Origin of the sequence: Pseudomonas sp. IT-P294 (assembly GCF_949767865.1) — a bacterium.
GTDB lineage: Bacteria > Pseudomonadota > Gammaproteobacteria > Pseudomonadales > Pseudomonadaceae > Aquipseudomonas.
Window position 1 is genome coordinate 300,228 of sequence record NZ_CATKQW010000022.1, and the last position, 25,760, is coordinate 325,987.

A 25,760-nucleotide genomic window follows, 5' to 3' on the forward strand; every position below is an offset into this window, starting at 1 on the left:
CTGGCAGGCAGCACATCTGTTGACTTTGACGGCCTCATCGCGGGCAAGCCCGCTCCCACAGAAAGCAAATCATTGCGCACAAAAAAGCCGACAGCGATGTCGGCTTTTTTGTGTCTGCGAAACGACGCTTAGATCGTCAGCGTCCAGTCGTAGTCCACGATCAGCGGCGCGTGCTGCGAGAACCGCGGCTGACGTGGCAGGCGTGCGCTGCGAACAAAACGGCGCAAGCCTGGGGTCAGCAGCTGATAGTCGAAACGCCAGCCGAGATTGAGCATTTCTGCCTGTTCGTTGTCCGGCCACCAGCTGTACTGGTCGCCTTCACGGCTGACTTCGCGCAGGGCATCGACATAACCCATGTTGCCGACAATCTCGTCCATCCAGGCGCGTTCAGGTGCCAGGAAGCCCGGGGATTGCTGGCTGTCGCGCCAGTTCTTGATATCCAGCTTCTGTTGCGCCACGTACAGCGAGCCACAGTAAATGTACTCGCGACGTTTGCGCCGCTGTTTATCCAGATAACGGGCGAAGTCGTCCATTAGCTTGAACTTCTGGTTCAAGTCTTCATCGCCATTCTGCCCCGAAGGGAGCAGCAAGGTCGCGATGCTGACCTTATCGAAATCGGCTTGCAGGTAGCGCCCGTAGCGGTCGGCCGTCTCGAACCCGAGACCGCTGATGACTGCCTTCGGTTGCAACCGCGAATACAAAGCCACGCCACCCTGGGCGGGAACTTCGGCTTCGCAGGCATAAAGGAAGTAGCCATCCAGTTGGAAGGCTGGATCGTCCAGTTCAAAGGCGGAGGCGCGGGTGTCCTGCAGGCAGATGACGTCGGCATTCTGTGCTTGCAGCCAACTGAGCAACCCTCGCTCCACTGCAGCCTGAATACCATTGACGTTCACACTGATGATCCGCATAAATGGCCCCAAAAATCGCGTGCGTGTATGATACACGGCGTCAACCTAATTAGCTAAATCCGTGGTATTTGGGGTTTTTTTCATGCAAGCGTATCAGCGCGATTTCATTCGTTTTGCCATCGATCGCGGCGTTTTGCGCTTCGGTGAGTTCACCCTGAAGTCCGGACGCACCAGTCCTTACTTCTTCAATGCCGGCCTGTTCAACACAGGAAAGGCCCTTGCACAGCTGGGTCGTTTCTACGCGGCGGCCATCGTCGAAAGTGGTATTTCGTTCGATGTTCTGTTTGGCCCGGCGTACAAAGGCATCCCGTTGGCGGCGACCACCGCGGTGGCGTTGGCCGAGCATCATGACCGTGATTTGCCTTGGTGCTTCAACCGCAAAGAGGCCAAGGCCCACGGCGAAGGCGGCAGCCTGGTTGGCGCGCCATTGACCGGCGATGTGCTGATCATCGACGACGTGATTACCGCCGGCACCGCGATCCGTGAAGTGATGCAGATCATCGCTTCCCAGGATGGCGCCAAGGCGGCGGGCGTGCTGATCGCCTTGAACCGTCAAGAGCGTGGCAATGGCGAGCTGTCCGCGATCCAGGAAGTGGAGCGCGACTTTGGCATTCCGGTGATCAGTATTGTGTCGCTGAACCAGGTGCTGGAATTCCTGGCGGATGATCCGCAGCTCAAGCAGCACCTGCCTGCTGTAGAAGCCTACCGAGCACAGTTCGGCGTCTAAAGAAAAGGCCCTGTGAGAACAGGGCCTTTTTTTCATTGGAAAAACGAAACTTCGCTTTACCTGTTTGGATATGGGTCTTTCACCGCGTCGCCCTGACCGGTCAGAACTTTCCATCCGTTTCGCGTGTGCGTTGATTTAAGGCGCTGAGGGCAGGGTGGAATCGAGGTCTTTGCCTGATTCGAATACCGATGCCCGCAGTCCACACATTCAAAGGTGCCTGCTGAAACATCACTGCCGTAAGGAACGTAATCTTTTTGCATGGGTAACTCTCCTGTGGATACAGGGAAGATCCTATGCGGATTGATGCTGGCACGATGTCGGAAGTTTCGCTGAGTCTGGTAGGAGGTTTCCGGCACGCATAAAAAAGACCGCAGTCTTCGCCAGCGCCTACAGAATATTCGTACTTCTGTAGGTGCCGGCGAAGGCTGCGGTCTTTTGTCGTTCTTGAATCAGGGACGCTTGCGATTACTGATCAAAGTACCCACGCCGGTATCGGTGAAGATCTCCAGCAGAATCGCATTTGGCACCCGACCATCGATGATCAGCGAGCTGCCCACGCCGCCCTGTACCGCTTCCAGTGCGCAACGGATCTTCGGCAGCATGCCGCCGTAGATCGTACCGTCGGCGATCAGTTCGTCGACCTGTTGGGTGGTTAGGCCGGTGAGGACCGTGCCCGACTTGTCCATCAGGCCGGCGATGTTGGTCAGCAGCATCAGTTTCTCGGCCTTCAGCGCTTCGGCGACCTTACCGGCTACCAGATCAGCGTTGATGTTGTACGACTCGCCATTGGCGCCGACGCCGATCGGCGCGATTACCGGGATGAAGTCGCCTTTGACCAGCAGGTTCAGCAGGTCGGTGTTGATGCCGACCACTTCGCCCACTTGGCCGATGTCGATGATTTCCGGTTGGGTCATCTCCGGCGTCTGGCGGGTCACGGTGAGTTTTTTCGCACGAATCAGCTCGGCATCTTTACCGGTCAGGCCGATAGCGCTGCCGCCATGACGGTTGATCAGGTTGACGATGTCCTTGTTGACCTGGCCGCCAAGGACCATTTCCACCACGTCCATGGTCTGCGCGTCAGTCACGCGCATGCCATCGATGAAGTGGCTCTCGATCGACAGACGCTTGAGCAGATCGCCGATTTGCGGGCCGCCGCCATGAACCACCACCGGGTTGATGCCCACGGCTTTCATCAGCACGATGTCGCGGGCGAAGCCGGTTTTCAGCTCCTCGCTTTCCATCGCGTTGCCGCCGTATTTGATCACCAGCGTCTTGCCGACATAGCGGCGAATGTAAGGCAGCGCTTCGGACAGGACCTTGGCGGTGTTGGCGGCGGCTTCGCGTTCGAGGGTCATTCAGGGCTCCGGGTGTTTCGTCAAATCAGAACGGTAATTGGAGATCAGGTGCAACACGCTTCAACTGGACTTTGAATACGTCCTTGATGCGCTGCAGTTCAGCCTCGTCATCGGCCTCGAAACGCAGCACCAGCACCGGTGTGGTGTTGGATGCGCGCACCAGGCCCCAGCCTTTGGCGTAGTCGACTCGCACGCCGTCAATGGTGGTCAGGTCGGCGCCTTCGCCCCACGTCGCATCGTGCAATGCATCAATGATGCTGAATTTGCTCTCTTCGGTCACATGGATATTGATTTCCGGCGTAGAAATATCGTTCGGGAAGGTCGCAAACAGCTCTTCCGCGGTGGATTTTTCCTTGCTGAGGATCTCCAGCAGACGCGCGGCGCTGTAAATGCCGTCGTCAAAACCGAACCAGCGCTCCTTGAAGAAGATGTGCCCGCTCATTTCGCCGGCCAACAGGGCGCCGGTTTGCTTCATTTTCTTTTTGATCAACGAGTGACCAGTCTTCCACATAAGCGGACGACCACCGTATTCCTTGATCAGCGGCGTCAGGCGGCGGGTGCATTTGACGTCGAAGATGATTTCCGCGTTGGCGTTGCGCGCCAGTACGTCGCGAGCAAACAGCATTAGCAAGCGGTCCGGGTAGACGATGCTGCCAGTGTTGGTCACAACACCCACGCGGTCGCCGTCGCCATCGAAAGCCAGGCCCAGGTCGGCGTTGGTTTCCTTGACCTTGGCGATCAGGTCGACGAGGTTTTCAGGCTTGCCCGGGTCCGGGTGGTGATTGGGGAAGTTGCCGTCGACGTCGCAGAACAGCGGAATGACTTCGCAGTTCAGCGCTTCGATCAGCTGCGGGGCGATCACGCCGGCCGCGCCGTTGCCGCAGTCGACCACCACTTTGAGGCGGCGAGCGAGTTTGATGTCCTGGACGATTTCAGTGTTGTAGCGATCGAGAATCTCGACCTGGGTGATGCTGCCCTTGCCGCTGCTCAAGTTGTTGGTCTTGAGGCGGTCATGCAGGGCCTGGATCTGTTCGTTGGCCAGGGTATCGCCAGCGATCACGATCTTGAAGCCGTTGTAGTTCGACGGGTTGTGGCTGCCGGTGAGCATCACGCCCGATTTGCCGGCCAACACGTTGGCGGCGTAATACAGCGCAGGCGTTGGCACCAGGCCGACGTCGCTGACATGGCAACCACTTTCCGCCAGGCCCTTGATCAGCTGCTCGACCAGCTCAGGGCCGGACAGGCGTCCGTCGCGGCCGACTGAAACGTTCGGTTCGTCTTGGGCCAGGCTCTGGGCGCCGATGGCGCGACCGAGCCAATAAGCGGTTTCAGCGTTCAAGAACTCCGGGACGGTGCCGCGAATGTCGTAGGCGCGGAAAATGCTGTCCGGAAACTTGGGTGGGACTTGGGCTGGGTTGCTCATCTGTAGGAATGCTCCATCTCGAAAGTGACTGGACAGGCCTGCGAAAAATGCGTCGGCCGGCTCAAACTGAAGGGTATGACGGCGTTTTCCACTGAGAGTTCGTGGTGTGTAAAGGCCATGCCACCTGCATTTACGAGGTAATGACCGATCAATGCCTTGATTTTGGGCGGTAAACCTTCCAGATGAACTTTGTGAGAATGTTGTCCTGGTAGACCGAAGACAAGGTTCAGGCCGGGCAGGGCGCCCAGCCTGAGCACTTGGGATCAATGGCTGCCGGAATGCCCGAAACCGCCCGCGCCACGTTCGGTTTCAACGAACTCTTCGACCATTTCGAAGTGCGCTTGAACCACGGGCACAAGTACCAGTTGGGCCAGGCGCTCGCCCACCACCATGTTGAAATCGGTCTGGCCACGGTTCCAGCACGACACCATCAGGGGGCCCTGGTAGTCGGAGTCGATCAAGCCGACCAGGTTGCCCAGCACGATGCCGTGCTTATGGCCCAGGCCGGAGCGCGGCAGAATCAGCGCCGCCAAACCGGGATCGCCAATGTAAACGGACAGGCCTGTCGGGATCAGCACGGTTTGGCCCGGCTTGATCACGGTGTCTTTTTCCAGCATGGCGCGCAGGTCCAGGCCGGCGGAGCCTGGAGTGGCGTATTGCGGCAACGGAAATTCGGTACCGATGCGAGGGTCGAGGATCTTGGCTTGCAAAGCGTGCATGTAAATTAAACCTGGTTCAGACGTTCGGCGATAAAAGTGATCAGCTGGCGAGCAATCTTGCTCTTGCTGGTCTGGGCGAAGAGTGTGGCGTGAAGCTCACGGTCGATCACGCTGCAGGCGTTTTCTTCACTGTTGAAGCCAATGCTCGGGTTGGCGACGTCGTTGGCGACGATCAAATCGAGGTTCTTGTCTTTCAACTTGCGGGCAGCGTAGTCGAGCAGGTGTTCGGTTTCGGCGGCGAAACCGACACTGAACGGGCGGTCGGGGCGCGTGGCGATGGTGGCCAGGATGTCCGGGTTACGCACCATCTGTAGCAACAAGCCGTCGCCGTTCGTAGGGTCTTTCTTGAGTTTCTGTGGGGCGACGACTTCCGGGCGGTAGTCCGCGACCGCTGCCGAGGCGATGAACAGGTCGCAAGGGATCGCGGCTTCACAGGCAGCGAGCATGTCACGAGCGCTGACCACGTCGATGCGGGTGACGCGGTCCGGGGTCGGCAGGTGCACGGGGCCGGTGATCAATGTCACACGGGCGCCAGCTTCCACAGCGGCTTCGGCCAGGGCAAAACCCATTTTCCCGGAGCTGTGGTTGGTGATGTAGCGCACCGGGTCAATGTTTTCCTGGGTCGGGCCGGCGGTGATCAGCACGTGTTTGCCGGTCAATGCCTGACGCTTGAAGCAGTCCGCCGCGCATTGGGCAAGTTCGACGGCTTCGAGCATGCGGCCCAGGCCTACATCGCCACAGGCCTGGCTACCAGAGGCCGGGCCGAAAGCCTTGATGTCGCGGCTCTCGAGGGTTTTCAGGTTGGCCTGGGTCGCCGGGTCGCGCCACATGGCCTGGTTCATCGCCGGGGCAATGGCGACCACGGCGTCGGTGGCCAGCACCAGCGTGGTCAGCAGGTCGTCGGCGATGCCTTGGGCCAGGCGGGCAATCAGGTCCGCGGTGGCAGGGGCGATCAGCACCATGTCGGCCCATTTGGCCAGCTCGATGTGGCCCATTGCGGCTTCAGCTGCCGGGTCCAGCAGGTCGAGGTGAACCGGGTGGCCGGACAGCGCCTGCATGGTCAACGGAGTGATGAACTCGCTGCCGCCACGGGTCATGACCACGCGCACTTCAGCGCCCTGGTCGATCAGGCGGCGAACCAGGTCGGCGCTCTTGTAGGCAGCGATGCCGCCGCCGACGCCCAGAACGATGCGTTTCCGATACAGCCGCTGCATAGGTCTGCCTTTCATTTCGATGGTGGCTGCATGGCGATACCCCCTCCCCAGGGATGAAATCGCCCGCAAAAAAGATGGGCTACGATATCACAGCGACCGCTATGGAACAGCGGCGCCCACATTCCAGGGAGGTGCTATGAGTATTCGTGATTGGCCGGCGGCCGAGCGGCCGCGGGAGAGGTTGCTTGAGTTGGGCTCCGGGAGCCTTTCGGACGCCGAGCTGCTGGCGATTTTTTTACGAACCGGCGTATCGGGTAAAAGCGCGGTGGATCTGGCGCGACATCTGTTGAATCAGTTTGGCAGCCTGCGCTCATTACTTGAGGCCGATCAAGCTGCATTCAGCAGTCAGTTGGGACTGGGGCCTGCGAAATTTGCGCAGTTGCAAGCGGCCCAGGAAATGGGCCGGCGGCATCTGGCCGAGCGCGCACGGCAAAAATCGGCGCTGGAAAACCCACAGGCCGTTCGTGATTACCTGAAATCAATGCTGCGCCACGAGCCCCACGAGGTGTTTGGCTGTCTGTTTCTGGATTCCAGGCATCAAGTCCTGACCTTTGAAGTGTTGTTTCGCGGCTCCATCGACAACACCAGCGTGTATCCCAGGCAAGTGGTCAAGCGCGCCCTGGCCCACAACGCCGCCGCGCTGATCCTCTGCCACAACCATCCGTCAGGTAATACCAACCCCAGTCAAGCCGACCGAACACTGACCAAGCGCCTGCAAGAGGCGTTGGAGTTGATTGATGTGCGGGTGCTTGACCATTTCATCATCGGGGACGGGGAGCCGCTGTCGATGGCTGAGTACGGGTGGATGTGACTGGGTGCCGGAATTAATTGAGTCCATGTGGGAGCGAGCTTGCTCGCGATAGCGTCCCTTCAGTCACTGAATAGGATGACTGACACGATGCCATCGCGAGCAAGCTCGCTCCCACAGGGATTGGTGGTGGCGCGGATTACTTGAGGTTGACCTTGGAGTAGTCCTGGCGACCAAACGGGCTCACCGCATAACCCTCGACATCCTTGCGCGTTAGCGCGAAGGCTGTCGGGTGAGCCAGCGGCAGCCACAGCGCCTGCTGTTGGATCTGCGCCTGCGCCTGTTCGTAGAGTTTGGTGCGCACACCTTGCTCGCCGGTGGTCTTGCCAGCGCTGATCAGCTTGTCCAGGTCCTGGTTGCAGTAGCGCGCGAAATTGGTGCCTGACTTGACCGCGGCGCAGGAAAACTGCGGCGTCAGGAAGTTGTCCGGGTCGCCGTTATCGCCGGCCCAGCCCATGAACAGCAAGTCGTGCTCGCCGGCCTTGGCGCGGCGAATCAGCTCGCCCCACTCGATCACGCGGATCTCCGCCTGAATGCCGATTTCCGCGAGGTCGGACTGCAGCAATTGGGCGCCCAGGCTCGGGTTCGGATTCAGCAAGCTGCCCGACGGGCGGGTCCAGATGGTGGTCTGGAAGCCGTCCTTGAGTCCGGCCTTGGCCATCAATGCCTTGGCTTTCTCGACGTCATGGGGATAGCCCGGCAAACCTTTGGCGTAGCTCCAGGTGTTGGGCGGGTACGGGCCGTTGGCGGGCTCGGCGGTGTCTTCGAAAACGGCTTTGACGTAGTTGGCCTTGTCGAACGCGAGGTTGATGGCCTGGCGCACTTCAGGTTTATCGAGCGGCGGATGTTGGCTGTTGATGCCGACGAACGCGGTCATGAAGGCCTCGGTCTTTTCGACTTTCAACGTCGGCTCTTTCAGCGCGGCCTGTACGTCAAGAGGCTTGGGTGACAAGGCGATCTGGCATTCGTTGCGGCGCAGCTTCTGCAGCCGCACGTTGGCATCCGGGGTAATGGCGAAGATCAGCGGGTCCACCGAAGGCTTGCCGCGGAAGTAGTCCGGGTTGGCCTTGTAGCGAATCGAAGCGTCTTTCTGGAACCGCGTGAACACGAATGGACCGCTGCCGATCGGCTGGCTGTTAAATTTCTCCGGGGTGCCGGCCTTGAGCAGCTTGTCAGCGTATTCAGCTGAATAGATCGAAGCAAAGCCCATGCTCAGGGTTGCGAGGAAGGTCGAGTCCGGGTGGTCGAGGGTGAAGCGTATGGTCAGCGGGTCCAGAGCATCGATCTTCTTGATCAACGCTGGCAACTGCATCGACTGGGCGTGCGGGAAGCCACTTTGAGCCACCTGGTGCCAAGGATGTGCCGGGTCGAGCATGCGGTCGAAACTGAACTTCACGTCTTCGGCGGTCAGCTCACGCGTCGGGCTGAAATATTCAGTGCGGTGGAATTTCACTTGCGGGTGCAGTTTGAATACGTAGGTCAGGCCGTCGGGCGTGACTTCCCAGCTGTCTGCGAGGCTGGCGACCACTTTGCCGCTGGCGGTATCGAAGTCCACCAGGCGATTCATCAGCACATCGGCCGAGGCATTGGTGGTGGTCAGCGAGTTGTATTGCACCACGTCAAACCCTTCAGGGCTGGCCTCGGTGCAGACGGTCAGGGCGGCGGCATGGGCCAGCGGGCTCAATAGAAGCGGGGCAAGCAGCAGCGGTAGGGCAGCGAGGCGCATGGTCGGATTCCTTTACAGATCGAAGGCCCATCTGCAAGTGCAGTCTGGAAAAGGCTTACCCTAGAGGGCTCTTTTGCAAATGACTATCCCCTTTTTCATTTTAAGGGGAGTATGTGCGATTGTTTTCGGTGCGTGCGGACCGAGGAAACCCTGGATTGGCCTGTTGGCCGATTCTCTGCGACGAGCGGTCTTTGTCGACGATAGCCTTTATCCAAGGCGCTTGAAGCCAGAAAAACCGGGTTTTTATAAAGTCCGTGCACACGGAAAGTTGTTGCTCTCTAGTCTTTCTGGTATAAAGCAGCGCTCTTTTCTAGGGGCCCGGTTCCTTCACTTGTAGGTGTAGCCGGTAAGACCTCTAAAGAAACGCGGCGCCTGGCGCCAAATGACTGAGAGATTAAGCGGCCAACCCATGCCGGGTTGGGCATGTGGTTTTAGAGGGCTGAGGCATGTCGAGAGTATGTCAAGTTACCGGTAAGGGTCCGGTGACTGGGAATAACATTTCCCACGCAAACAACAAAACCCGTCGTCGTTTCCTGCCGAACCTGCAGCATCACCGCTTCTGGGTTGAAGAAGAGAAACGTTTCGTGCGTCTGCGCGTATCTGCCAAAGGCATGCGTATCATCGACAAGCGCGGCATCACTGTCGTGCTGGCCGAAATCCGCGCCGCTGGCAAGATCTAAGGGAGCTAATCATGCGTGAATTGATTCGTTTGATTTCGAGCGCCGGTACTGGTCACTTCTACACTACCGACAAGAACAAGCGCACTACTCCGGACAAAATCGAGATCAAGAAATTTGATCCGGTTGTTCGTAAGCACGTGATCTACAAAGAAGGCAAAATCAAGTAATTGATTTTTCCCTCTTACGAAAAAGGCCCGTATCGCGAGATACGGGCCTTTTTTGTTGCCTGCGGGTTATGTGTTGCCTGTCAGGGCCTCTTCGCGAGCAAGCCCGCTCCCACATTGGATTTGTGAACGACGCAGATCAAGTGTGGGAGCGGGCTTGCTCGCGAAGGGGCGAGCCCAAACAGCAAAAATCTTCAGGCCTTCTGTTCAAACGCCACATAGATCTTGCGGCACGTTTCCAGCACTTCCCAGGTGCCCCGGAACCCGGCCGGAATCACGAAGCGATCACCCGCGCGCACGGTTTTGCTGTTGCCGTCATTGTCGCGCAGCACTGAGACGCCCTGAACGATCTCGCAGTATTCGTGCTCGGTGAAATTCACCAGCCACTGGCCAACAGCGCCTTCCCAAACGCCTGCGTTCAACTGGCCGCAAGGGCTGTTGTAGTGGTTGTAAACCACTTGTTCCGGGTCGCCTTTGAGGATTTTTGCCTGGTCCGGTTTATAGCGTTCGGGCTCGGTTTTGGCTTGGCTGAAGTCGACGACATCCTGGATATTCATTGTTCTAATCCCCCGTGATTGCGGCGCTGTGGCTGGAAAGCCCAAAGTCTATGTTTATTAAAATGAACATCGCAAGGCCGTTTGCCGGCCTTATGTCAAATATATTGAAACATGAGGGGTGGCTGGTTTAGGGTGGCAGTTGCCTTGGGCCGAAAATGCAGGCTGGCCGGGCAGAATTCCTGAGGACGCCCGCGAAGAACGCGGGGCGCTCGTATTCAACAAGAGGAGGACACTCGAATGACCACCCTGACTCGTGCCGATTGGGAACAACGGGCTCGCGATCTGAAGATCGAAGGCCGCGCCTACATCAATGGCGAATACACCGATGCCGTCTCCAGCGAGACCTTCGAGTGCATCAGCCCGGTCGATGGCCGTCTGCTGGGCAAGATTGCCAGCTGTGACGCCGCCGACGCCCAGCGCGCTGTTGAAAACGCCCGCGCCACCTTCAATTCCGGCGTCTGGTCGCGCCTGGCGCCGACCAAACGCAAAGCCACCATGATCCGTTTCGCCGGCCTGCTGAAACAGCACGCCGAAGAGCTGGCCCTGCTTGAAACCCTGGACATGGGTAAGCCGATCAGCGACTCCCTGTACATCGACGTTCCCGGCGCGGCGCAAGCCCTGAGCTGGAGCGGTGAAGCCATCGACAAGATTTACGACGAAGTTGCCGCCACCCCGCACGATCAGTTGGGTCTGGTGACTCGCGAACCGGTCGGCGTGGTTGGCGCCATCGTGCCGTGGAACTTCCCGCTGATGATGGCTTGCTGGAAACTCGGCCCGGCGCTGTCCACCGGCAACTCGGTAATCCTCAAGCCGTCCGAAAAATCGCCGCTGACGGCTATTCGCATCGCGGCCCTGGCCGTTGAAGCCGGCATCCCGAAAGGCGTGCTGAACGTGCTGCCAGGTTACGGTCACACCGTCGGCAAGGCCCTGGCCCTGCACAACGATGTCGACACCCTGGTGTTCACCGGTTCGACCAAGATCGCCAAGCAACTGCTGATCTACTCGGGCGAATCGAACATGAAGCGCGTCTGGCTTGAAGCCGGCGGCAAGAGCCCGAACATCGTGTTCGCCGATGCCCCGGACCTGCAAGCCGCAGCCGAAGCCGCTGCAGGCGCCATTGCCTTCAACCAGGGCGAAGTCTGCACCGCCGGTTCGCGCCTGCTGGTCGAGCGTTCGATCAAGGACACTTTCCTGCCGCTGGTGATCGAAGCGCTGAAAACCTGGAAGCCGGGTAATCCGCTGGATCCTGCGACCAACGTCGGCGCTCTGGTCGATACCCAGCAGATGAACACCGTGCTGTCCTACATCGAGTCTGGCCATGCCGACGGTGCCAAACTGGTGGCGGGCGGCAAGCGCACGCTTCAGGAAACCGGTGGCACTTACGTTGAGCCGACGATTTTCGACGGTGTGAACAACGCGATGAAAATCGCCCAGGAAGAGATTTTTGGTCCGGTACTGTCGGTGATCGCATTCGACACAGCCGAAGAAGCCATCGCGATTGCCAACGACACGCCGTATGGCCTGGCTGCAGCGGTGTGGACCAAGGACATCTCCAAGGCCCACCTGACTGCCCGTGCGCTGCGTGCCGGTAGCGTTTGGGTCAACCAGTACGACGGTGGCGACATGACTGCACCGTTCGGTGGCTTCAAACAGTCGGGCAACGGCCGTGACAAGTCGCTGCATGCGTTCGACAAGTACACCGAGCTGAAGGCGACCTGGATCAAGTTGTAATCTGTAGCGGGCCCCGAGACCGGGGCCCGGCTCAACGAAGATCCCCTGTGGGAGCGAGCTTGCTCGCGATAGCGGTCTGACAGTCGACGTCATTGTTGAATGTGAAACCGTTATCGCGAGCAAGCTCGCTCCCACAGTGTTTTGTGTTGTACATAAAAATATCCACAGGAGCGTGGAACATGCGTTGGGCGACTTATTTCGCCGTGTTGGCGTCTGTCTTGAGTGTCGGCCTGGCCCTGGGCGTCAGCATGCCGCTGGTGTCGTTTCGCCTGGAAAGCTGGGGTTACGGGTCATTTGCCATTGGTGTGATGGCGGCGATGCCGGCCATTGGCGTGTTGCTGGGCGCGAAAATTTCCAGCCATCTGGCGGCGCGTCTGGGCACGGCCAATCTGATGCGCATGTGCCTGTGGGGCGGGGCGTTGTCCATTGGTTTACTGGCGCTGTTGCCAAGCTATCCGATCTGGTTGCTGTTGCGGTTGATGATCGGGGTGATCCTGACGCTGGTCTTTATCCTCGGTGAGAGCTGGATCAATCAACTGGTGGTCGAGCAATGGCGCGGGCGACTGGTGGCGTTGTACGGCAGCAGTTATGCGTTGAGCCAGTTGGCCGGGCCACTGCTGCTTGGTGTGTTGGGCACGGACCACGATTACGGATTCTGGGTCGGCGTCGGCTTGCTCACGGCCGCGCCGCTCCTGTTGCTGGGTCGCAGCGGCGCGCCCACCAGCGAAGCCTGCAGCGTGACCTTCAGCGACTTGCTGGGCTTTTGCCGTGGCTTGCCGGCGATTGCCTGGGCGGTGTCGTTGTTCGCGGCGTTTGAAGCCATGATCCTGACTTTGTTGCCGGTTTATTGCCTGCGCCAGGGTTTCACCACGGACATCGCGTTGGCGATGGTCAGCACCGTGGTGATCGGCGATGCCTTGTTGCAACTGCCGATTGGCGCGCTGGCGGATCGCTTGTCCCGTCGCACGCTGTTCACCGGGTGCGCAGTCGTGTTGCTGGTATCGAGCCTGGCGATTCCGTTGCTCATCGATACGTTGCTGATCTGGCCGCTGTGGGTGTTGTTCGGTGCCAGTGCCGGCGGGCTGTTCACCTTGTCACTGATCCTGATCGGCGAGCGCTATCGCGACGATGCGCTGGTGCGGGCCAATGCGCATATCGCGCAGTTGTGGGGGATTGGCTGCCTGGTCGGACCGCTGGCGGCCGGGGCTGGCAGCCAATGGATCAGCGGGCATGCGTTGCCGTTGCTGATGGCGGCGGGTGCCTTGGGCCTGGTGATTCTATTGTCGCGACAAGGCGCGTTTGGCGCGGTGACTGAACTGGCTTGAAGCTGAACGTCCAGTCAGCCAATCGTCCCTGTCAAAGCATCCGCTCCAGGCCTACGGTCGTGCTCATCCATGCCCCGAACCGCCGCCACCAGCTTCCCGGCTCGGTGGTCAGGGTGTGCAGCTTGCCGTTGTCTTCGGTGACCCAGACCACCTTGCCGTTTTCCAGTTTCGCCTGATAACTCAGGGGGGGTGCCATGCCTTGCATCGCCAGTTCGCGAACACGGGCTGCCAGCTCGGGGCTGTCCACCAGCACCCCGACTTCGGTGTTCCACAGTACCGAGCGCGGGTCGAAATTGAACGAGCCGACAAAGGATTTCTGCTGGTCGAAAATCATTGCCTTGCTGTGCAGGCTGGAATCGGAGCCACGGTAGGCCTTGCTGTGAAACACATGCGGACCGCTGCCTCCACCCGCACCCGGCTGGCGCCGCAGTTCGAACAACTGCACGCCGTGTTCCAGCAACGCCTTGCGATACGGCGCATAACCGCCATGCACGGCCGGCACGTCAGTGGCTTCCAGCGAGTTGGTCAGCAACTTCACCGACACCCCGGCGTCGGCGCGGCCTGTCAGGTACACCAGCCCCGGCTGTCCGGGGACGAAGTACGCCGAGATCATGATCAGCTCTTTACTGACACCTTTGAGCTCGGGCGCCAACTGCGTGGTCAGCAGCAAATGCGGATCGGGTTCGTCCTTGGCCAATACCTTGCTCGGCGCGTCCCATAGCGCCTGGTTCCATGCCCAGATCAGTTCCCGGCGCCAAATGTCCAGGCGCGGATGGGTGGTGAACCTCATGAGTTGCTTATAGAGCGCGTGATTCTGTTTGCGGGTTTCTTGCAGTGACTCTTCCAGCCGCGTGCGGGTGTTCTCCAGGTCCTTGGCGGTCGGTTTGCTGGAGAGAAATTCGTCGATCGGCTTGCTCAGCGCGCTGTTCCAGTATTGGTCGAAGCTGTGTCCGAGCTGTTCGGCGACCGGCCCGACGCTGAGCATGTCGATGTCGGTGAAATTCAGATTCGGTTCAGCGTCGAAATACTCGTCCCCCAGATTGCGTCCGCCCACAATGGCCACGCTGTTGTCTGCCAGCCACAGCTTGTTGTGCATGCGTCGGTGTTGCTGCGAGAGGTTGAGTATTCGTCCGGCGGTGCGTGTCACGCCGGTGCTGCGGCCAAGGTGCAGCGGATTGAACAGACGTATCTGGATGTACGGGTGCGCTGCCAGCGTGGCGATGACCTGGTCAAGGCCATCGCTGGTGGTGTCATCGAGCAGGATCCGTACTCGTACGCCACGGTCGGCAGCCTTCAGCAACTCCTCAACCAGCATCCGCGTGCTGATGCCGTCATGAACGATGTAGTACTGCAAATCGAGGCTGCTTTGAGCATTGCGGATCAACTCGGCACGGGCCGTGAAGGCTTCGGTGCTGTTGGACAGCAGGCGAAAGCCGGACTGCCCTTGGTGAGGCGCGGCCTGGGCCTGGATCGAGCGGCCGAACGCCGAGTCGCTGGCAGGCAACGCCTGGCTCGGTTCGCGAGGAACGTCGAGGGTTGCGCAGCCACCAAGAAACGAGGTGAGTAACAGAAGAGCGGGCAGTAGCTGTCTGAATCTCACGTGAGATCGTTCCGAGTGGCGGCAGTTATCGGCATATGGACGCTGGATTCTTGAGAAAGGTCAGTCTGGCGTTCAGTCGTTTTGCGCCAGTAGCTGGATGGCGGCTGCGCCGACCTTGCGCACCGCGTCTTCGATCTGCGGTGTGGGCTTGGCAGCGTAGTTCATGCGCAGGCAATTACGGTATTTGCCCGAGGCGGAAAAGATACTGCCGACTGCAATCTGTACGCCTTGATCGTGCAGGGCACGATTCAGTTTCAGGGTGTCGAAGCTTTCCGGCAGTTCAACCCACAGCATGAAGCTGCCTTGCGGACGGCTGGCGCGGGTGCCAGCGGGGAAGTAGCGGGTAACCCAGTCGATCATCAGGTCGCGATTACGCTGGTATTGGGTGCGCATCCGCCGCAAATGCGGTTCGAAATGCCCGGCCTTGAGAAATTCGGCAATGGCAATCTGCGGCTGCGGCGCGGTCGAACCGGTGCTGATGTATTTCATGTGCAGCACCCGCTCCAGATACCGGCCGGGAGCAACCCAGCCAATGCGCAAGCCAGGCGCCAGTGTCTTGGAAAAAGAGCTGCAAAGCAGGACGCGACCGTCTTCGTCGAAGGATTTGATCGTGCGCGGGCGCGGATAGCTGTAGGAGAGTTCGCCATACACATCGTCTTCGATGATCGCCACGTCGAAACGCTGTGCGAGCGTCAACAACGCGCGTTTTCGCGACTCCGGCATGATGTAGCCCAGAGGGTTGTTGCAGTTTGGGGTCAACTGTATGGCCTTGATCGGCCATTGTTCCAGGGCCAGTTCGAGCGCATCGAGGCTGATTCCGGTGATCGGGTCGGTCGGGATTTCCAGGGCCTTCATGCCCAGGCCCTTGAGCGTCTGCATGGCGCCGTGAAAGCTCGGCGAGTCCACGGCCACGATATCGCCGGGCTCACAAATGGAGCGAATGCTGGTGGACAGCGCTTCGTGGCAACCCGTGGTAATCACCAGATCGCTGGCAGTCAATTGGCAGCCGGAATCGAGCATCAGGCGGGCGATCTGTTCGCGCAGTTCGAGGGTGCCGTAGATGTTGTCGTAATACAGACCGGGCATGTCCTGGCGTCGACTGATTCGCGCAAGGTTGCGCAGCAGCGGTTTCATGGTCGGCGTGGTGATGTCCGGCATGCCGCGGCCCAGTTGCACAACATCCTTGCGCGGCACGGCGCGGATCAACTCCAGCACTTGATCCCATTGCGAAATATCCACCGGGCGCTGGGCCGGGCGGCCAATCGCCGGCAACTCCGGCAGTTCGCGACCCACCGGCACGAAATAGCCGGACTTTGGTTTGGGCGTCGCCAGCCCGCTGTCTTCCAGCATGCGGTACGCCTGCTGGACCGTGCTCAGGCTGACGCCATGTTCAACACTCAATGCCCGCACCGAGGGCAGCCGGTCACCGGGGCGATAGAAGCCCTGTTCGATACGTGTGCCGAGCAATTCGGCGAGGTTGACGTAAAGGGTCATGGCGCAGTCTCGGTTTGGGTGATTCGGTTAACCAGTACAGATGGGGCAAAAATACAGGATTCAGTGGCAGAAGCACCTAATCTGTATGGAATTAATACAGTTACGTTGAATCTGTAATGCTTTTTGCCGTCCGCGCATCATGAAAGCTCTGGCTACCCAAGTAAACAGGAGCAATCAAAATGAACGGCTTGAGCGATGTGCGGCTGACGTTACACAGTCAGGAACTGGCGGCAGGGCAATGCAACGGTGCTCGCGAGGCGGTCATGCGCAACGCACCGTCCGGCCTGAGTCGCTGGGGTCTGTTCTGGCACCGCCTGCACACGCGCAAGGCGTTGCTTGAGCTGACGCCGGAGCAACTCAGGGATGTGGGATTGAGTCGCGAGCAGGCGCGGGAGGAGGGGCTCAAGCCTTTCTGGCGGATCTGAGTTTTGTGGCGCTCTTAAGGGCCTCTTCGCGGGCAAGCCCGCTCCCACAGTGGTTTTTGGTATCCGCAAATTTTGTGTTCACCACCCAACCCTGTGGGAGTGGGCTTGCCCGCGATGGCGTCCGCAAGGGCGCAACAAAACTCTCAGACCAACTCTTTAAGCCGATGCCACAACATCCCCAACGCCAACAACGGCGAGCGCAAATGCTTGCCGCCGGGGAAGGTGACATGGGGAACCAGGGCGAACAGATCAAACCCTCCACTCTGCTGCCCACTGATCGCTTCAGCCAACAACTTGCCCGCCAAGTGCGTGGCATTTACTCCATGGCCGGAATACGCCTGGGCGTAATACACATTCGGCTGATCCTTGAGCCGACCGATCTGCGGCAATCGATTCGCACCAATGCCGATCATCCCGCCCCATTGATAATCGATCTTTACCTCGGCCAGTTGCGGGAAAACTTCCAGCATTTTCGGGCGCATGTAGGCGCCGATGTCCTTCGGATCGCGGCCCGAATAGTGGCAAGCGCCGCCGAACAGCAAGCGCCGATCCGCCGAGAGCCGGTAGTAATCCAGCGCCACCCGCTGATCGCAGACCGCCATGTTTTGCGGCAGCAGCGAGTGGGCCAATTCCTCACTCAACGGCTCGGTGGCGATGATGTAGCTGCCGGCGGGCAGCACTTTGCCGCTGAGTTCGGGATTGAGTTCATTGAGGTAAGCGTTGCAGCCCAACACCAGTGTTTTGGCACGCACCGAGCCTTGGGCGGTATGGACCTTGACCTCGGGGCCGTACTCGATGCGGGTCACGGCGGATTGTTCGAACAGTTTCACCCCCAACTGCTGCGCGGCCGCCGCTTCGCCCAGTGCCAGGTTCAGGGGGTGCAAATGGCCGGAGCCCATGTCGATCAAGCCACCGACGTAGCGGTCGGAACCCACCACCGAGTGCATTTCATTGGCTTGCAGCAGACGGGTCTCGTAGCGGTAACCGAGGCTGCGCAGTTCTTCGGCGTCTTCGGCAAAACCTTCGAGATCGCGAGGCTTGTTCGCCAGATCGCAATAGCCCCAGGTCAGGTCGCAGGGAATCTGAAAGCGCTCGACCCGTTGCCGGACGATGTCCACCGCTTCCAGGCCCATGAGTTTCAACTGACGCACGCCGTCCGCACCGATGACATTGGCGAACTGATCAAGGCCGTGACCGACGCCGCGAATCAACTGGCCGCCATTGCGTCCGCTGGCGCCCCAGCCGATCTTGTGCGCTTCCAGCAGCACCACGCTGAAGCCGCGTTCGGCCAGCTCCAGTGCCGTGTTCAGCCCTGAAAATCCGCCGCCGACCACGCACACATCCGCCACCAGCTCTCCTTGCAACACCGGATGATCGGGTTGCGGCAGGCTGCTGGCCGCGTAATAGGAGGCAGCGTGCCGGTGGTTTGGTGCAGGTTGCTGGGCACGGGCAGTCATGTGCGTCGTCCTGATTTTTGTGTCTAGAAAATTTGACGGAGCATAAGCCGGGCACTCCAACACGGGCAACATTGGTCGGTTGCCGCTGTCTGGATCGGGGCTTTTGCGTCAGAATCCCGGTCTATCCCGCCATTGGTTAGCGCTTCGATGAGTTGCAACAGTCAGAAAATCCGCACGTTGCGCCAACAGATTCCCTCGTTCGAGTGCGTCCCCGGCTGTCATGACTGCTGTGGCCCGGTCACCACGTCACCGGAAGAAATGTCGCGCCTGCCGCGCAAGACCCGGGCCGAGCAGGATGCGGCGATGGATGAACTCAACTGCGTACACCTGGGGCCCGACGGCTGCACGGTGTATGACGAACGGCCGCTGATTTGCCGGCTGTTCGGCACGACCAAGACGTTGCCTTGCCCCAATGGGCGCGGGCCGGTGGAGCTGATTCATCCGCGGGTGGAGAAGCAGATTCATGAGTACATGGCGTCCACCCGCCAAGTCCTGGTTTGATCGTTCCCACGCTCTGCGTGGGAATGCAGCCCGGGACGCTCTGCGTCCCAACGAGCCGAACGCGGAGCGTCCGTTGAGGCGTTCCTGCGCGGAGCGTAGGAACGATCAGTGTCGGCTCAATCCGGAATCGGCAGGCTCAGGCTCTCTTTCACCTCTTCCATCACGATATAGCTCTTGGATTCGCGCACATGCGGCAGCTTGAGCAGAATGTCGCCCAGCAGCTTGCGGTACGAGGCCATCTCGGAAATCCGCGCCTTCACCAGGTAGTCGAAATCCCCTGACACCAGGTGACACTCCAGCACATGGGGCAGTTTGAGCACCGCGCGTCGGAACTCCTCGAAAGTATCGCCCGATTTGTAATCCAGACTGATTTCCACGAACACCAGAAGACTGCCCTTGAGGTGCTGCGGATTGAGCCGGGCGTTGTAGCCCATGATGATCCCTTCACGCTCCAGGCGCCGCACCCGCTCGGTACACGGCGTGGTCGAGAGCCCGACCTTTTCCCCAAGCTCGGTGAAGGAGATGCGGCCGTCCGCTTGCAGGATCCGCAGGATGTTGCGGTCGATCTTGTCCAGCTCACGTTTGGTTTGAGTGTTGGTACGCATAGGGGATGCGCCTCCGTCAAAAGGGTTTTTGCCGAGAATTCTCGCCAAATATAGGCAGTTATATAGTGAAAAGCACTGCCTAATCTTTTTTACACTGCGCACATCAATGCTCTACAACTACGAACGTCAGCGGCAAGCCGCGATGAGGGATATGAAAATGCGCGTTATGGTCTTGGGTAGCGGCGTCATCGGTACCACCAGTGCTTATTATCTGGCGCGTGCCGGATTCGAAGTGGTGGTGGTGGACCGTCAGCCAGCCGCTGCCATGGAGACCAGTTTCGCCAACGCCGGGCAGGTCTCGCCGGGTTATGCCTCGCCGTGGGCCGCGCCGGGTGTGCCGCTCAAGGCCATCAAGTGGCTGCTGCAGCGCCACGCACCGCTGGCGATCAAGGCGACTGCCGATATCGACCAATACTTGTGGATGGCGCAGATGCTGCGCAACTGCACCGCCAACCGTTATGCGGTGAACAAGGAGCGCATGGTCCGTCTGTCCGAGTACAGCCGTGACTGCCTCGACGAATTGCGCGCTGAAACCGGCATTGCCTACGAAGGCCGCAGCCTTGGGACGACCCAGCTGTTCCGCACTCAGGCCCAGCTCGATGGCGCGGCGAAAGACATCTCCGTGCTGAAAGAGTCTGGCGTACCGTTCGAACTGCTCGACCGCGCCGGCATTGCCCGCGTTGAGCCGGCGCTGGCCGGCGTCACCGACATCCTCGCCGGTGCCTTGCGTCTGCCGAACGATCAGACGGGCGACTGCCAGATGTTCACTACTCGCCTGGCCGAAATGGCCGTCAAGATGGGCGTGGAATTCCGTTTCGGCCAGGATATCCAGAAGCTCGATTTCGCCGGTGACCGCATCAACGGCGTGTGGATCGACGGTAAGCTGGAAACCGCTGACCGCTACGTGCTGGCCCTCGGCAGCTACTCGCCGCAACTGCTCAAGCCACTGGGGATCAAGGCGCCGGTGTACCCGCTCAAGGGTTACTCGCTGACCGTGCCGATCACCAACCCGGCGATGGCCCCGACGTCGACCATTCTCGACGAGACCTACAAGGTCGCGATCACCCGTTTCGACAACCGCATCCGCGTCGGCGGCATGGCTGAAATCGCCGGTTTTGACCTGTCGCTGAACCCGCGTCGGCGCGAAACCCTGGAGATGATCGTCAACGACCTCTATCCTCAGGGCGGCGATCTGGCCGAGGCCAGTTTCTGGACCGGTCTGCGCCCGACCACTCCTGATGGCACGCCAATTGTTGGCGCCACACCGTTCAAGAATCTGTTCCTGAACACCGGTCACGGCACACTCGGCTGGACCATGGCTTGTGGCTCCGGTCGCTTGCTGGCTGACCTGATGGCGAAGAAAACGCCGCAGATCAGCGCCGAAGGTCTCGATATTTCCCGTTACGGTAAAAAAACCCAGGAGTCCGCAAAACATGTCAATCCAGCGCCAGCTCACCAATGAGCGCATGAGCCAGATCGTCAGCCATAACGGCACCGTGTATCTGGCAGGGCAAGTCGGCGACGATATGAACGCCGGGATTGAACAGCAGACCCGTGAAAGCCTTGCCAACATCGAGCGTTTGCTGGATCTGGCGGGGACCGACAAGCACCATTTGCTGTCGGTGACGATTTACTTGAAAGACATTGATGCGCACTTCGAAGGCATGAATGCGGTATGGGACAAGTGGCTGCCAAAAGGCGTCGCCCCGGCCCGCGCGACTGTTGAGTCGAAGCTGTGTGAACCGGAAATTCTGGTTGAGCTGTCGGTTGTCGCCGCTCTGCCATAAGCCTGTCAGAAAGATCCCTCTTCCGGTGCTGTCGGCGGTTCACGCCGCCCGCCAGCGCCGGTTTTTATTCCAATGACCGCCTAGAAGCCTGCCGCCATGCGTCCAGCCCGTGCCCTGATCGACCTTCAAGCCCTGCGTCACAACTACCAGATCGCCCGTGAAATCACTGGGGCCAAGGCCCTCGCGGTCATCAAGGCCGATGCCTACGGCCATGGCGCGGTGCGTTGCGCCCAGGCGCTGGAAGCCGAGGCGGACGGATTCGCCGTGGCGTGTATCGAAGAGGCGTTGGAGCTGCGTGCCGCCGGTATTCGTGCGCCGGTATTGTTGCTCGAAGGTTTTTTCGAAGCCGATGAGCTGTCGCTGATCGTCGAGCATGATTTCTGGTGCGTGGTGCATTCGTTGTGGCAGCTCGAAGCCATCGAGAAAGCCACGTTGAGCAAGCCGATCACGGTCTGGCTCAAGCTCGATTCGGGCATGCACCGCGTGGGGCTGCATCCCAAGGATTATCAGGCGGCCTATCAACGGCTGCTGGCCAGCGGCAAGGTGGCGAAGATTGTGCTGATGAGCCACTTCGCCCGGGCCGATGAGCTGCACGATCAGGCTAGCGCCGAGCAAGTCGCGGTGTTTGAAGCCGCGCGTAAAGGTTTGTCGGCCGAGATCAGTCTGCGCAACTCGCCAGCAGTGCTGGGTTGGCCGCAGATTCCGAGCGATTGGGTTCGTCCCGGCATCATGCTCTACGGCGCGACGCCGTTTGAGGAAGCCAACGCCGTAGCATCGCGCCTGCAACCGGTGATGACGCTGGAATCGAAAGTGATCTGCGTGCGGGAACTGCCGGCTGGTGAGCCGATTGGTTACGGTGCCAAATTCATTACGCCCAAGCCGATGCGTGTCGGCGTGGTGGCCATGGGTTACGCCGATGGTTACCCGCGCCAGGCGCCGACCGGTACGCCGGTGTTGGTCGCCGGACAACGCAGTCAGTTGATCGGCCGGGTGTCGATGGACATGCTCTGCATCGACCTGACCGATGTGCCGCAGGCCGGTCTGGGTTCCACTGTCGAGTTGTGGGGTAAAAACATCCTCGCCAGTGATGTCGCGGCGGCTGCCGGGACGATTCCTTACCAAATCTTCTGCAACCTGCGTCGGGTGCCAATGCTCTATTGCGAGGGTTAAGGCCAAACGCTACGCACCGGAAGTCGCCTCGCTGAACAGGATTCAGGTCCAAGTGTTGTAAATACTGAACGCTCTCGCCATGATAACGCTCAATATTCAAACAACCTGAATCCCTGGAGGCGCTAGCATTGGACGTCGGTGAACGACTGCAATCCATCCGTAAGCTCAAAGGACTTTCCCAGCGTGAGCTCGCCAAGCGCGCGGGTGTGACCAACAGCACGATTTCGATGATCGAGAAGAACAGCGTCAGTCCCTCGATCAGTTCGCTGAGGAAAGTCCTGGGCGGGATTCCCATGTCCATGGTCGAGTTCTTTTCCGAAGAAATCCTGCAGGAAAAACCGACGCAGATCGTCTACAAAGCCAACGAACTGATCGATATTTCCGATGGCGCAGTGACCATGAAACTCGTCGGCCGGGCTCATCCGAGCCGGGCTATCGCATTCCTCAATGAAATCTACCCGCCTGGCGCCGACACCGGTGACGAAATGCTCACCCATGAGGGCGAGGAAACCGGGATTTTGGTAGAAGGGCGACTGGAATTGGTGGTCGGGCTCGAAACTTTTGTGCTCGAAGCCGGCGACAGCTACTACTTTGAAAGTACCAAGCCACACCGTTTCCGTAATCCGTTCGATGCGCCGGCGCGACTAATCAGCGCAGCCACGCCAGCCAATTTCTAAGAGAAGAGGCGTCCTGCCAGTATGGCGGCGGCACCCGAAGTGTTTTTCCGCCGCGTCACAAGACCCCTTCGACTTTGGGGTTGTTTCAGTGCGGCGGGCTTACCGTTATACTTGCGCCCGCCTGCGAACCGTGGCCGTGGGCGTGACTAGCCACCATTGAGGGTGAACGCGTGAATCTAATTATGAAAATGCTGGCTGCACCAGCAACCGTATTGGCCCTATGGGCTGTCAGCGCTCAAGCTGCGACGAACGACGATATTGCCAAGCGCCTTGAGCCTGTCGGCCAGGTCTGTGTGACAGGTCAAGAGTGCAAGGGGATGGAAGTGGCTGCCTCTGCTGGCGGCGGCGGTGCCAAAACCCCTGATGAAGTGATTGCAAAACATTGCAACGCTTGCCACGGCACCGGCCTGTTGGGCTCGCCGAAAATCGGCGACGCGGCGGACTGGGGCAAACGTGCCAAAGAACAAGGCGGCCTTGACGGTCTGTTGGCCAAAGCCATCACCGGTATCAATTCCATGCCGCCAAAAGGCACCTGTGCCGATTGCTCCGATCCCGAGCTGAAAGGCGCGATCGAGAAGATGTCCGGCCTGAAATAAGCCTGTCTCTTCAACAAAAAGCCGCTTGCGAGCGGCTTTTTTGTGCCCGCGATTTACCCTCGCAGGCTATTCATTGCAGCAAAGACACGGCAAGCTCGGTCCAACCCCAATTCACGGAATGTAAGGGAAGATCTGATGGTGCAGCTGTGTTCTATCGAGCAAGCGGTCGATGATGTGTTGGCGCGGTTGCCAGCGCATATCCACATGGGTCTGCCACTCGGTCTGGGTAAACCCAACCATTTCGTCAATGCGCTGTTCCAGCGTGTCGCGCAATTGCCCGAGCGGCAGCTGACGATCTACACCGCCCTGTGCCTGGGTCGTCCTGCCTTGGGCGACGGTTTGCAAAAGCGCTTTCTCGAACCCTTCATCGAGCGGGTGTTTGGCGATTATCCGGAACTGGATTTCCTTGCGGGACTGCAGCGCGACAGCCTGCCGAGCAACATTCATGTGCATCAATTCTTCATGCAACCGGGCAGCCTTCTGCATAGCGCGTCGGCCCAGCAGGATTACGTCAGCAGCAACTACAGCCATGCCGCGCGGGACATCAATGCCGCCGGTTTGAACCTGGTGGCGCAATTGGTGGCCAGCCATGGCGAGCACCCCGATCGCCTCAGTCTGAGCTGCAACTCGGACATCACCCTCGACCTGTTTCCAATGATCGCCAAACGGCGGGCGGCGGGTGAGACGATCCTGCTGGTTGGTCAGGTGCACAACGATCTGCCCTATATGCCGGGGGATGCGGAAGTCGGCATCGACGCTTTCGACCTGTTGATCGACGAGAAGGACAACACCACATTGTTCTCGACGCCGAACATGCCCGTCGGATTCCAGGATCACTTCATCGGCTTGCACGCCAGCACCCTGGTGCGCGATGGCGGCACGTTGCAGATCGGCATTGGCTCCATGGGCGATGCCCTGACCGCCGCCTTGTTGGCGCGGCAGGCTGACAATGTCGGTTACAAGGCCTTGCTGGCAGATATCAATCTCAGCCAGTGGGCGCAATTGATTGACCGCGAAGGCGGTGTCGAGCCCTTCGCCAAAGGCCTCTACGGTTGCAGCGAAATGTTCGTCAACGGTTTGCTGGTGTTGGCCGACGCCGGGATCGTGCGGCGCAAGGTCTACCCGGACGTGCCGACCCAGCAACAGGCGAATGCCGGCACCCTGGACGAGGCCGCGCAAAGTGACGGCATCTCGGTGCACGGCGGGTTCTTCCTCGGGCCACGCAGTTTCTACGAGCGCTTGCGCGAACTGCCGCAAAACAAGCGGCTCGAATTCAACATGACCCGCATCAGCTACATCAACGAGCTCTACGGTCAGGAAGAACTCAAACGCTTGCAGCGCCTCGATGCGCGTTTCATCAACACCGCGTTTACCATGACGCTGCTCGGTGCCGGCGTGGCCGATCAATTGGAAGACGGTCGGGTGCTCAGCGGCGTTGGCGGGCAATACAACTTCGTCGCCCAGGGCCATGCGCTGGAAGGCGCGCGTTCGGTGTTGATCCTGCGCAGCTGGCGCGAGGCGGGGGGCGAAGTCAGTTCGAACATCGTCTGGGAATATGGCCACTGCACGATCCCGCGGCATTTGCGTGACATCGTTGTCACCGAATACGGCATCGCCGATTTGCGCGGCAAGACTGACGCGGCGGTGATCGAGGCGTTACTCAACATCAGCGACTCTCGCTTCCAGCCGGGATTGATCGAGCAGGCACAGAGCGTTGGCAAGTTGCCGAAGAATTTCCGTATCGATCCGCGTTTTGCCGACAACAGTCCGCAGCGTTTGCAGGCGATCCAGGCACAGCATCCGAACTTGTTTCCGGAGTATCCGCTGGGGTGCGATTTCACTGAGGTGGAGCGGGATCTGTTGCGGGCGCTGAACTGGCTGAAGAGCAAATTCAAGCTGACGGAGATTCTGGAGCTTGGCAAGGCCGCGCTGGATGCGCCAGAACCTTCATCGTTTCCCGAGCATCTGGAGCGGATGGAGCTGACGAAGCCGGAAGGTTTGAAAGAGGATTTGTTTCAGCGACTGTTGCTCACTGGCCTGAAGGCCACCACGCAATAACAGCCAACACAAAACAACTGTGGGAGCCAGCCTGCTGGCGATGGCTATCTGTC

25 protein-coding genes and 1 pseudogene are annotated in these 25,760 nt (G+C 59.6%); 14 read left to right on the forward strand and 12 right to left on the reverse strand.

Annotated elements, in window-relative coordinates; genetic code table 11:
* Positions 1 to 128: 128 nt before the first annotated feature.
* Complete coding sequence (locus ACM6I0_RS16515; protein WP_007934608.1) at positions 129 to 908, reverse strand: exodeoxyribonuclease III; 780 nt, start codon at positions 906 to 908, stop codon at positions 129 to 131.
* Between the two features lie 82 nt (positions 909 to 990).
* Here ACM6I0_RS16515 and pyrE point away from each other — a divergent pair, with 82 nt between their 5' ends.
* Positions 991 to 1,635, forward strand: a complete 645-nt coding sequence (gene pyrE / locus ACM6I0_RS16520; RefSeq protein ID WP_222589024.1) for an orotate phosphoribosyltransferase — start codon at positions 991 to 993, stop codon at positions 1,633 to 1,635.
* Positions 1,636 to 1,691: 56 nt separating this feature from the next.
* On the opposite strand, the gene ACM6I0_RS16525 is transcribed toward pyrE, so the two are convergent.
* From ACM6I0_RS16525 to coaBC, 5 genes and pseudogenes are all read right to left on the reverse strand, one after another.
* Positions 1,692 to 1,895, reverse strand: coding sequence for a zinc ribbon-containing protein (locus tag ACM6I0_RS16525; RefSeq protein ID WP_259154033.1), 204 nt, complete (start codon positions 1,893 to 1,895; stop codon positions 1,692 to 1,694).
* 189 nt (positions 1,896 to 2,084) lie between these two features.
* A complete protein-coding gene (argB, locus tag ACM6I0_RS16530; RefSeq protein WP_045059191.1) occupies positions 2,085 to 2,990 on the reverse strand; it encodes an acetylglutamate kinase in 906 nt (301 codons plus the stop codon).
* 25 nt (positions 2,991 to 3,015) lie between these two features.
* Positions 3,016 to 4,389: pseudogene (locus ACM6I0_RS16535) on the reverse strand (phosphomannomutase/phosphoglucomutase); the annotation flags it as partial.
* Between the two features lie 287 nt (positions 4,390 to 4,676).
* Positions 4,677 to 5,132 (reverse strand): dUTP diphosphatase, encoded by a 456-nt coding sequence (dut, locus tag ACM6I0_RS16540; RefSeq protein WP_414922827.1) that lies wholly within the window; start codon positions 5,130 to 5,132, stop codon positions 4,677 to 4,679.
* Positions 5,133 to 5,137: 5 nt separating this feature from the next.
* Positions 5,138 to 6,346, reverse strand: coding sequence for a bifunctional phosphopantothenoylcysteine decarboxylase/phosphopantothenate--cysteine ligase CoaBC (coaBC, locus tag ACM6I0_RS16545; protein WP_090178016.1), 1,209 nt, complete (start codon positions 6,344 to 6,346; stop codon positions 5,138 to 5,140).
* A gap of 136 nt (positions 6,347 to 6,482) precedes the next feature.
* On the opposite strand from coaBC, the gene radC reads away from it, so the two are divergent.
* Positions 6,483 to 7,157, forward strand: coding sequence for a RadC family protein (radC, locus tag ACM6I0_RS16550; RefSeq protein ID WP_285431672.1), 675 nt, complete (start codon positions 6,483 to 6,485; stop codon positions 7,155 to 7,157).
* A gap of 136 nt (positions 7,158 to 7,293) precedes the next feature.
* Here radC and ACM6I0_RS16555 read toward each other — a convergent pair whose 3' ends face one another.
* Positions 7,294 to 8,880 (reverse strand): ABC transporter substrate-binding protein, encoded by a 1,587-nt coding sequence (locus ACM6I0_RS16555; RefSeq protein WP_414922828.1) that lies wholly within the window; start codon positions 8,878 to 8,880, stop codon positions 7,294 to 7,296.
* Positions 8,881 to 9,326: 446 nt separating this feature from the next.
* Here ACM6I0_RS16555 and rpmB point away from each other — a divergent pair, with 446 nt between their 5' ends.
* Complete coding sequence (gene rpmB, locus ACM6I0_RS16560; RefSeq protein ID WP_003176907.1) at positions 9,327 to 9,560, forward strand: 50S ribosomal protein L28; 234 nt, start codon at positions 9,327 to 9,329, stop codon at positions 9,558 to 9,560.
* 11 nt (positions 9,561 to 9,571) lie between these two features.
* Positions 9,572 to 9,727, forward strand: coding sequence for a 50S ribosomal protein L33 (gene rpmG, locus ACM6I0_RS16565; protein WP_007894709.1), 156 nt, complete (start codon positions 9,572 to 9,574; stop codon positions 9,725 to 9,727).
* A gap of 191 nt (positions 9,728 to 9,918) precedes the next feature.
* On the opposite strand, the gene ACM6I0_RS16570 is transcribed toward rpmG, so the two are convergent.
* The gene (locus ACM6I0_RS16570; RefSeq protein ID WP_259154030.1) at positions 9,919 to 10,281 is read right to left on the reverse strand and encodes a cupin domain-containing protein; all 363 of its coding nucleotides are present in this window, start codon (positions 10,279 to 10,281) and stop codon (positions 9,919 to 9,921) included.
* Between the two features lie 237 nt (positions 10,282 to 10,518).
* Between ACM6I0_RS16570 and ACM6I0_RS16575 the strand changes: the two genes are divergently transcribed.
* Together ACM6I0_RS16575 and ACM6I0_RS16580 are read left to right on the forward strand one after the other, a co-directional pair.
* Positions 10,519 to 12,012 carry an aldehyde dehydrogenase gene (locus ACM6I0_RS16575; RefSeq protein ID WP_285431676.1) on the forward strand — a complete coding sequence of 498 codons (1,494 nt, stop codon included), beginning with the start codon at positions 10,519 to 10,521 and terminating at the stop codon, positions 12,010 to 12,012.
* A gap of 179 nt (positions 12,013 to 12,191) precedes the next feature.
* Entirely contained in the window at positions 12,192 to 13,337 is a 1,146-nt protein-coding gene (locus ACM6I0_RS16580; RefSeq protein ID WP_414922829.1) for an MFS transporter, read from the forward strand.
* Between the two features lie 31 nt (positions 13,338 to 13,368).
* Here ACM6I0_RS16580 and ACM6I0_RS16585 read toward each other — a convergent pair whose 3' ends face one another.
* On the reverse strand, positions 13,369 to 14,937 hold the full coding sequence (locus ACM6I0_RS16585) for a phospholipase D family protein (RefSeq protein ID WP_414922830.1): 1,569 nt from the start codon (positions 14,935 to 14,937) through the stop codon (positions 13,369 to 13,371).
* A 72-nt stretch (positions 14,938 to 15,009) separates the two neighbouring features.
* Entirely contained in the window at positions 15,010 to 16,431 is a 1,422-nt protein-coding gene (locus tag ACM6I0_RS16590) for a PLP-dependent aminotransferase family protein (protein ID WP_414922831.1), read from the reverse strand.
* Between the two features lie 179 nt (positions 16,432 to 16,610).
* Here ACM6I0_RS16590 and ACM6I0_RS16595 point away from each other — a divergent pair, with 179 nt between their 5' ends.
* Complete coding sequence (locus tag ACM6I0_RS16595; RefSeq protein ID WP_414922832.1) at positions 16,611 to 16,856, forward strand: DUF1127 domain-containing protein; 246 nt, start codon at positions 16,611 to 16,613, stop codon at positions 16,854 to 16,856.
* Between the two features lie 143 nt (positions 16,857 to 16,999).
* Here ACM6I0_RS16595 and ACM6I0_RS16600 read toward each other — a convergent pair whose 3' ends face one another.
* Positions 17,000 to 18,313: an NAD(P)/FAD-dependent oxidoreductase gene (locus ACM6I0_RS16600; protein WP_414922833.1), complete on the reverse strand. Its 1,314-nt coding sequence runs from the start codon at positions 18,311 to 18,313 to the stop codon at positions 17,000 to 17,002.
* A 147-nt stretch (positions 18,314 to 18,460) separates the two neighbouring features.
* Here ACM6I0_RS16600 and ACM6I0_RS16605 point away from each other — a divergent pair, with 147 nt between their 5' ends.
* Positions 18,461 to 18,814, forward strand: coding sequence for a YkgJ family cysteine cluster protein (locus ACM6I0_RS16605; RefSeq protein WP_064680422.1), 354 nt, complete (start codon positions 18,461 to 18,463; stop codon positions 18,812 to 18,814).
* 116 nt (positions 18,815 to 18,930) lie between these two features.
* On the opposite strand, the gene ACM6I0_RS16610 is transcribed toward ACM6I0_RS16605, so the two are convergent.
* On the reverse strand, positions 18,931 to 19,419 hold the full coding sequence (locus ACM6I0_RS16610; protein ID WP_003177284.1) for an Lrp/AsnC ligand binding domain-containing protein: 489 nt from the start codon (positions 19,417 to 19,419) through the stop codon (positions 18,931 to 18,933).
* Between the two features lie 157 nt (positions 19,420 to 19,576).
* Between ACM6I0_RS16610 and dadA the strand changes: the two genes are divergently transcribed.
* The 6 genes from dadA to ACM6I0_RS16640 all read left to right on the forward strand — a co-directional run bounded on the left by dadA (position 19,577) and on the right by ACM6I0_RS16640 (position 25,707).
* Positions 19,577 to 20,881 carry a D-amino acid dehydrogenase gene (gene dadA, locus ACM6I0_RS16615; protein WP_285431685.1) on the forward strand — a complete coding sequence of 435 codons (1,305 nt, stop codon included), beginning with the start codon at positions 19,577 to 19,579 and terminating at the stop codon, positions 20,879 to 20,881.
* A complete protein-coding gene (locus ACM6I0_RS16620) occupies positions 20,853 to 21,206 on the forward strand; it encodes a RidA family protein (protein ID WP_285431687.1) in 354 nt (117 codons plus the stop codon). Before dadA ends, ACM6I0_RS16620 begins: the two co-directional genes overlap by 29 nt.
* 96 nt (positions 21,207 to 21,302) lie before the next feature.
* The gene (alr, locus tag ACM6I0_RS16625; RefSeq protein WP_285431689.1) at positions 21,303 to 22,376 is read left to right on the forward strand and encodes an alanine racemase; all 1,074 of its coding nucleotides are present in this window, start codon (positions 21,303 to 21,305) and stop codon (positions 22,374 to 22,376) included.
* A gap of 128 nt (positions 22,377 to 22,504) precedes the next feature.
* Complete coding sequence (locus tag ACM6I0_RS16630; protein WP_007947433.1) at positions 22,505 to 23,053, forward strand: cupin domain-containing protein; 549 nt, start codon at positions 22,505 to 22,507, stop codon at positions 23,051 to 23,053.
* A gap of 182 nt (positions 23,054 to 23,235) precedes the next feature.
* Positions 23,236 to 23,649: a c-type cytochrome gene (locus ACM6I0_RS16635; RefSeq protein ID WP_315903125.1), complete on the forward strand. Its 414-nt coding sequence runs from the start codon at positions 23,236 to 23,238 to the stop codon at positions 23,647 to 23,649.
* Positions 23,650 to 23,784: 135 nt separating this feature from the next.
* Positions 23,785 to 25,707 (forward strand): acetyl-CoA hydrolase/transferase C-terminal domain-containing protein, encoded by a 1,923-nt coding sequence (locus ACM6I0_RS16640; protein WP_285431690.1) that lies wholly within the window; start codon positions 23,785 to 23,787, stop codon positions 25,705 to 25,707.
* The last annotated feature ends 53 nt before the right edge of the window (positions 25,708 to 25,760 follow it).

Coding starts and splice junctions, on each gene's coding strand:
- ACM6I0_RS16555 (WP_414922828.1), bottom strand. CDS start 8,880: ATGCGCCTCGCTGCCCTACCGCTGCTGCTTGCCCCGCTTCTATTGAGC.
- radC (WP_285431672.1), top strand. CDS start 6,483: ATGAGTATTCGTGATTGGCCGGCGGCCGAGCGGCCGCGGGAGAGGTTG.
- rpmB (WP_003176907.1), top strand. CDS start 9,327: ATGTCGAGAGTATGTCAAGTTACCGGTAAGGGTCCGGTGACTGGGAAT.
- ACM6I0_RS16635 (WP_315903125.1), top strand. CDS start 23,236: ATGAAAATGCTGGCTGCACCAGCAACCGTATTGGCCCTATGGGCTGTC.
- ACM6I0_RS16515 (WP_007934608.1), bottom strand. CDS start 908: ATGCGGATCATCAGTGTGAACGTCAATGGTATTCAGGCTGCAGTGGAG.
- ACM6I0_RS16640 (WP_285431690.1), top strand. CDS start 23,785: ATGGTGCAGCTGTGTTCTATCGAGCAAGCGGTCGATGATGTGTTGGCG.
- ACM6I0_RS16580 (WP_414922829.1), top strand. CDS start 12,192: ATGCGTTGGGCGACTTATTTCGCCGTGTTGGCGTCTGTCTTGAGTGTC.
- ACM6I0_RS16605 (WP_064680422.1), top strand. CDS start 18,461: ATGAGTTGCAACAGTCAGAAAATCCGCACGTTGCGCCAACAGATTCCC.
- ACM6I0_RS16610 (WP_003177284.1), bottom strand. CDS start 19,419: ATGCGTACCAACACTCAAACCAAACGTGAGCTGGACAAGATCGACCGC.
- ACM6I0_RS16595 (WP_414922832.1), top strand. CDS start 16,611: ATGAACGGCTTGAGCGATGTGCGGCTGACGTTACACAGTCAGGAACTG.
- alr (WP_285431689.1), top strand. CDS start 21,303: ATGCGTCCAGCCCGTGCCCTGATCGACCTTCAAGCCCTGCGTCACAAC.
- ACM6I0_RS16590 (WP_414922831.1), bottom strand. CDS start 16,431: ATGACCCTTTACGTCAACCTCGCCGAATTGCTCGGCACACGTATCGAA.
- ACM6I0_RS16600 (WP_414922833.1), bottom strand. CDS start 18,313: ATGACTGCCCGTGCCCAGCAACCTGCACCAAACCACCGGCACGCTGCC.
- rpmG (WP_007894709.1), top strand. CDS start 9,572: ATGCGTGAATTGATTCGTTTGATTTCGAGCGCCGGTACTGGTCACTTC.
- argB (WP_045059191.1), bottom strand. CDS start 2,990: ATGACCCTCGAACGCGAAGCCGCCGCCAACACCGCCAAGGTCCTGTCC.
- coaBC (WP_090178016.1), bottom strand. CDS start 6,346: ATGCAGCGGCTGTATCGGAAACGCATCGTTCTGGGCGTCGGCGGCGGC.
- ACM6I0_RS16620 (WP_285431687.1), top strand. CDS start 20,853: ATGTCAATCCAGCGCCAGCTCACCAATGAGCGCATGAGCCAGATCGTC.
- ACM6I0_RS16575 (WP_285431676.1), top strand. CDS start 10,519: ATGACCACCCTGACTCGTGCCGATTGGGAACAACGGGCTCGCGATCTG.
- dadA (WP_285431685.1), top strand. CDS start 19,577: ATGCGCGTTATGGTCTTGGGTAGCGGCGTCATCGGTACCACCAGTGCT.
- pyrE (WP_222589024.1), top strand. CDS start 991: ATGCAAGCGTATCAGCGCGATTTCATTCGTTTTGCCATCGATCGCGGC.
- ACM6I0_RS16525 (WP_259154033.1), bottom strand. CDS start 1,895: ATGCAAAAAGATTACGTTCCTTACGGCAGTGATGTTTCAGCAGGCACC.
- ACM6I0_RS16570 (WP_259154030.1), bottom strand. CDS start 10,281: ATGAATATCCAGGATGTCGTCGACTTCAGCCAAGCCAAAACCGAGCCC.
- dut (WP_414922827.1), bottom strand. CDS start 5,132: ATGCACGCTTTGCAAGCCAAGATCCTCGACCCTCGCATCGGTACCGAA.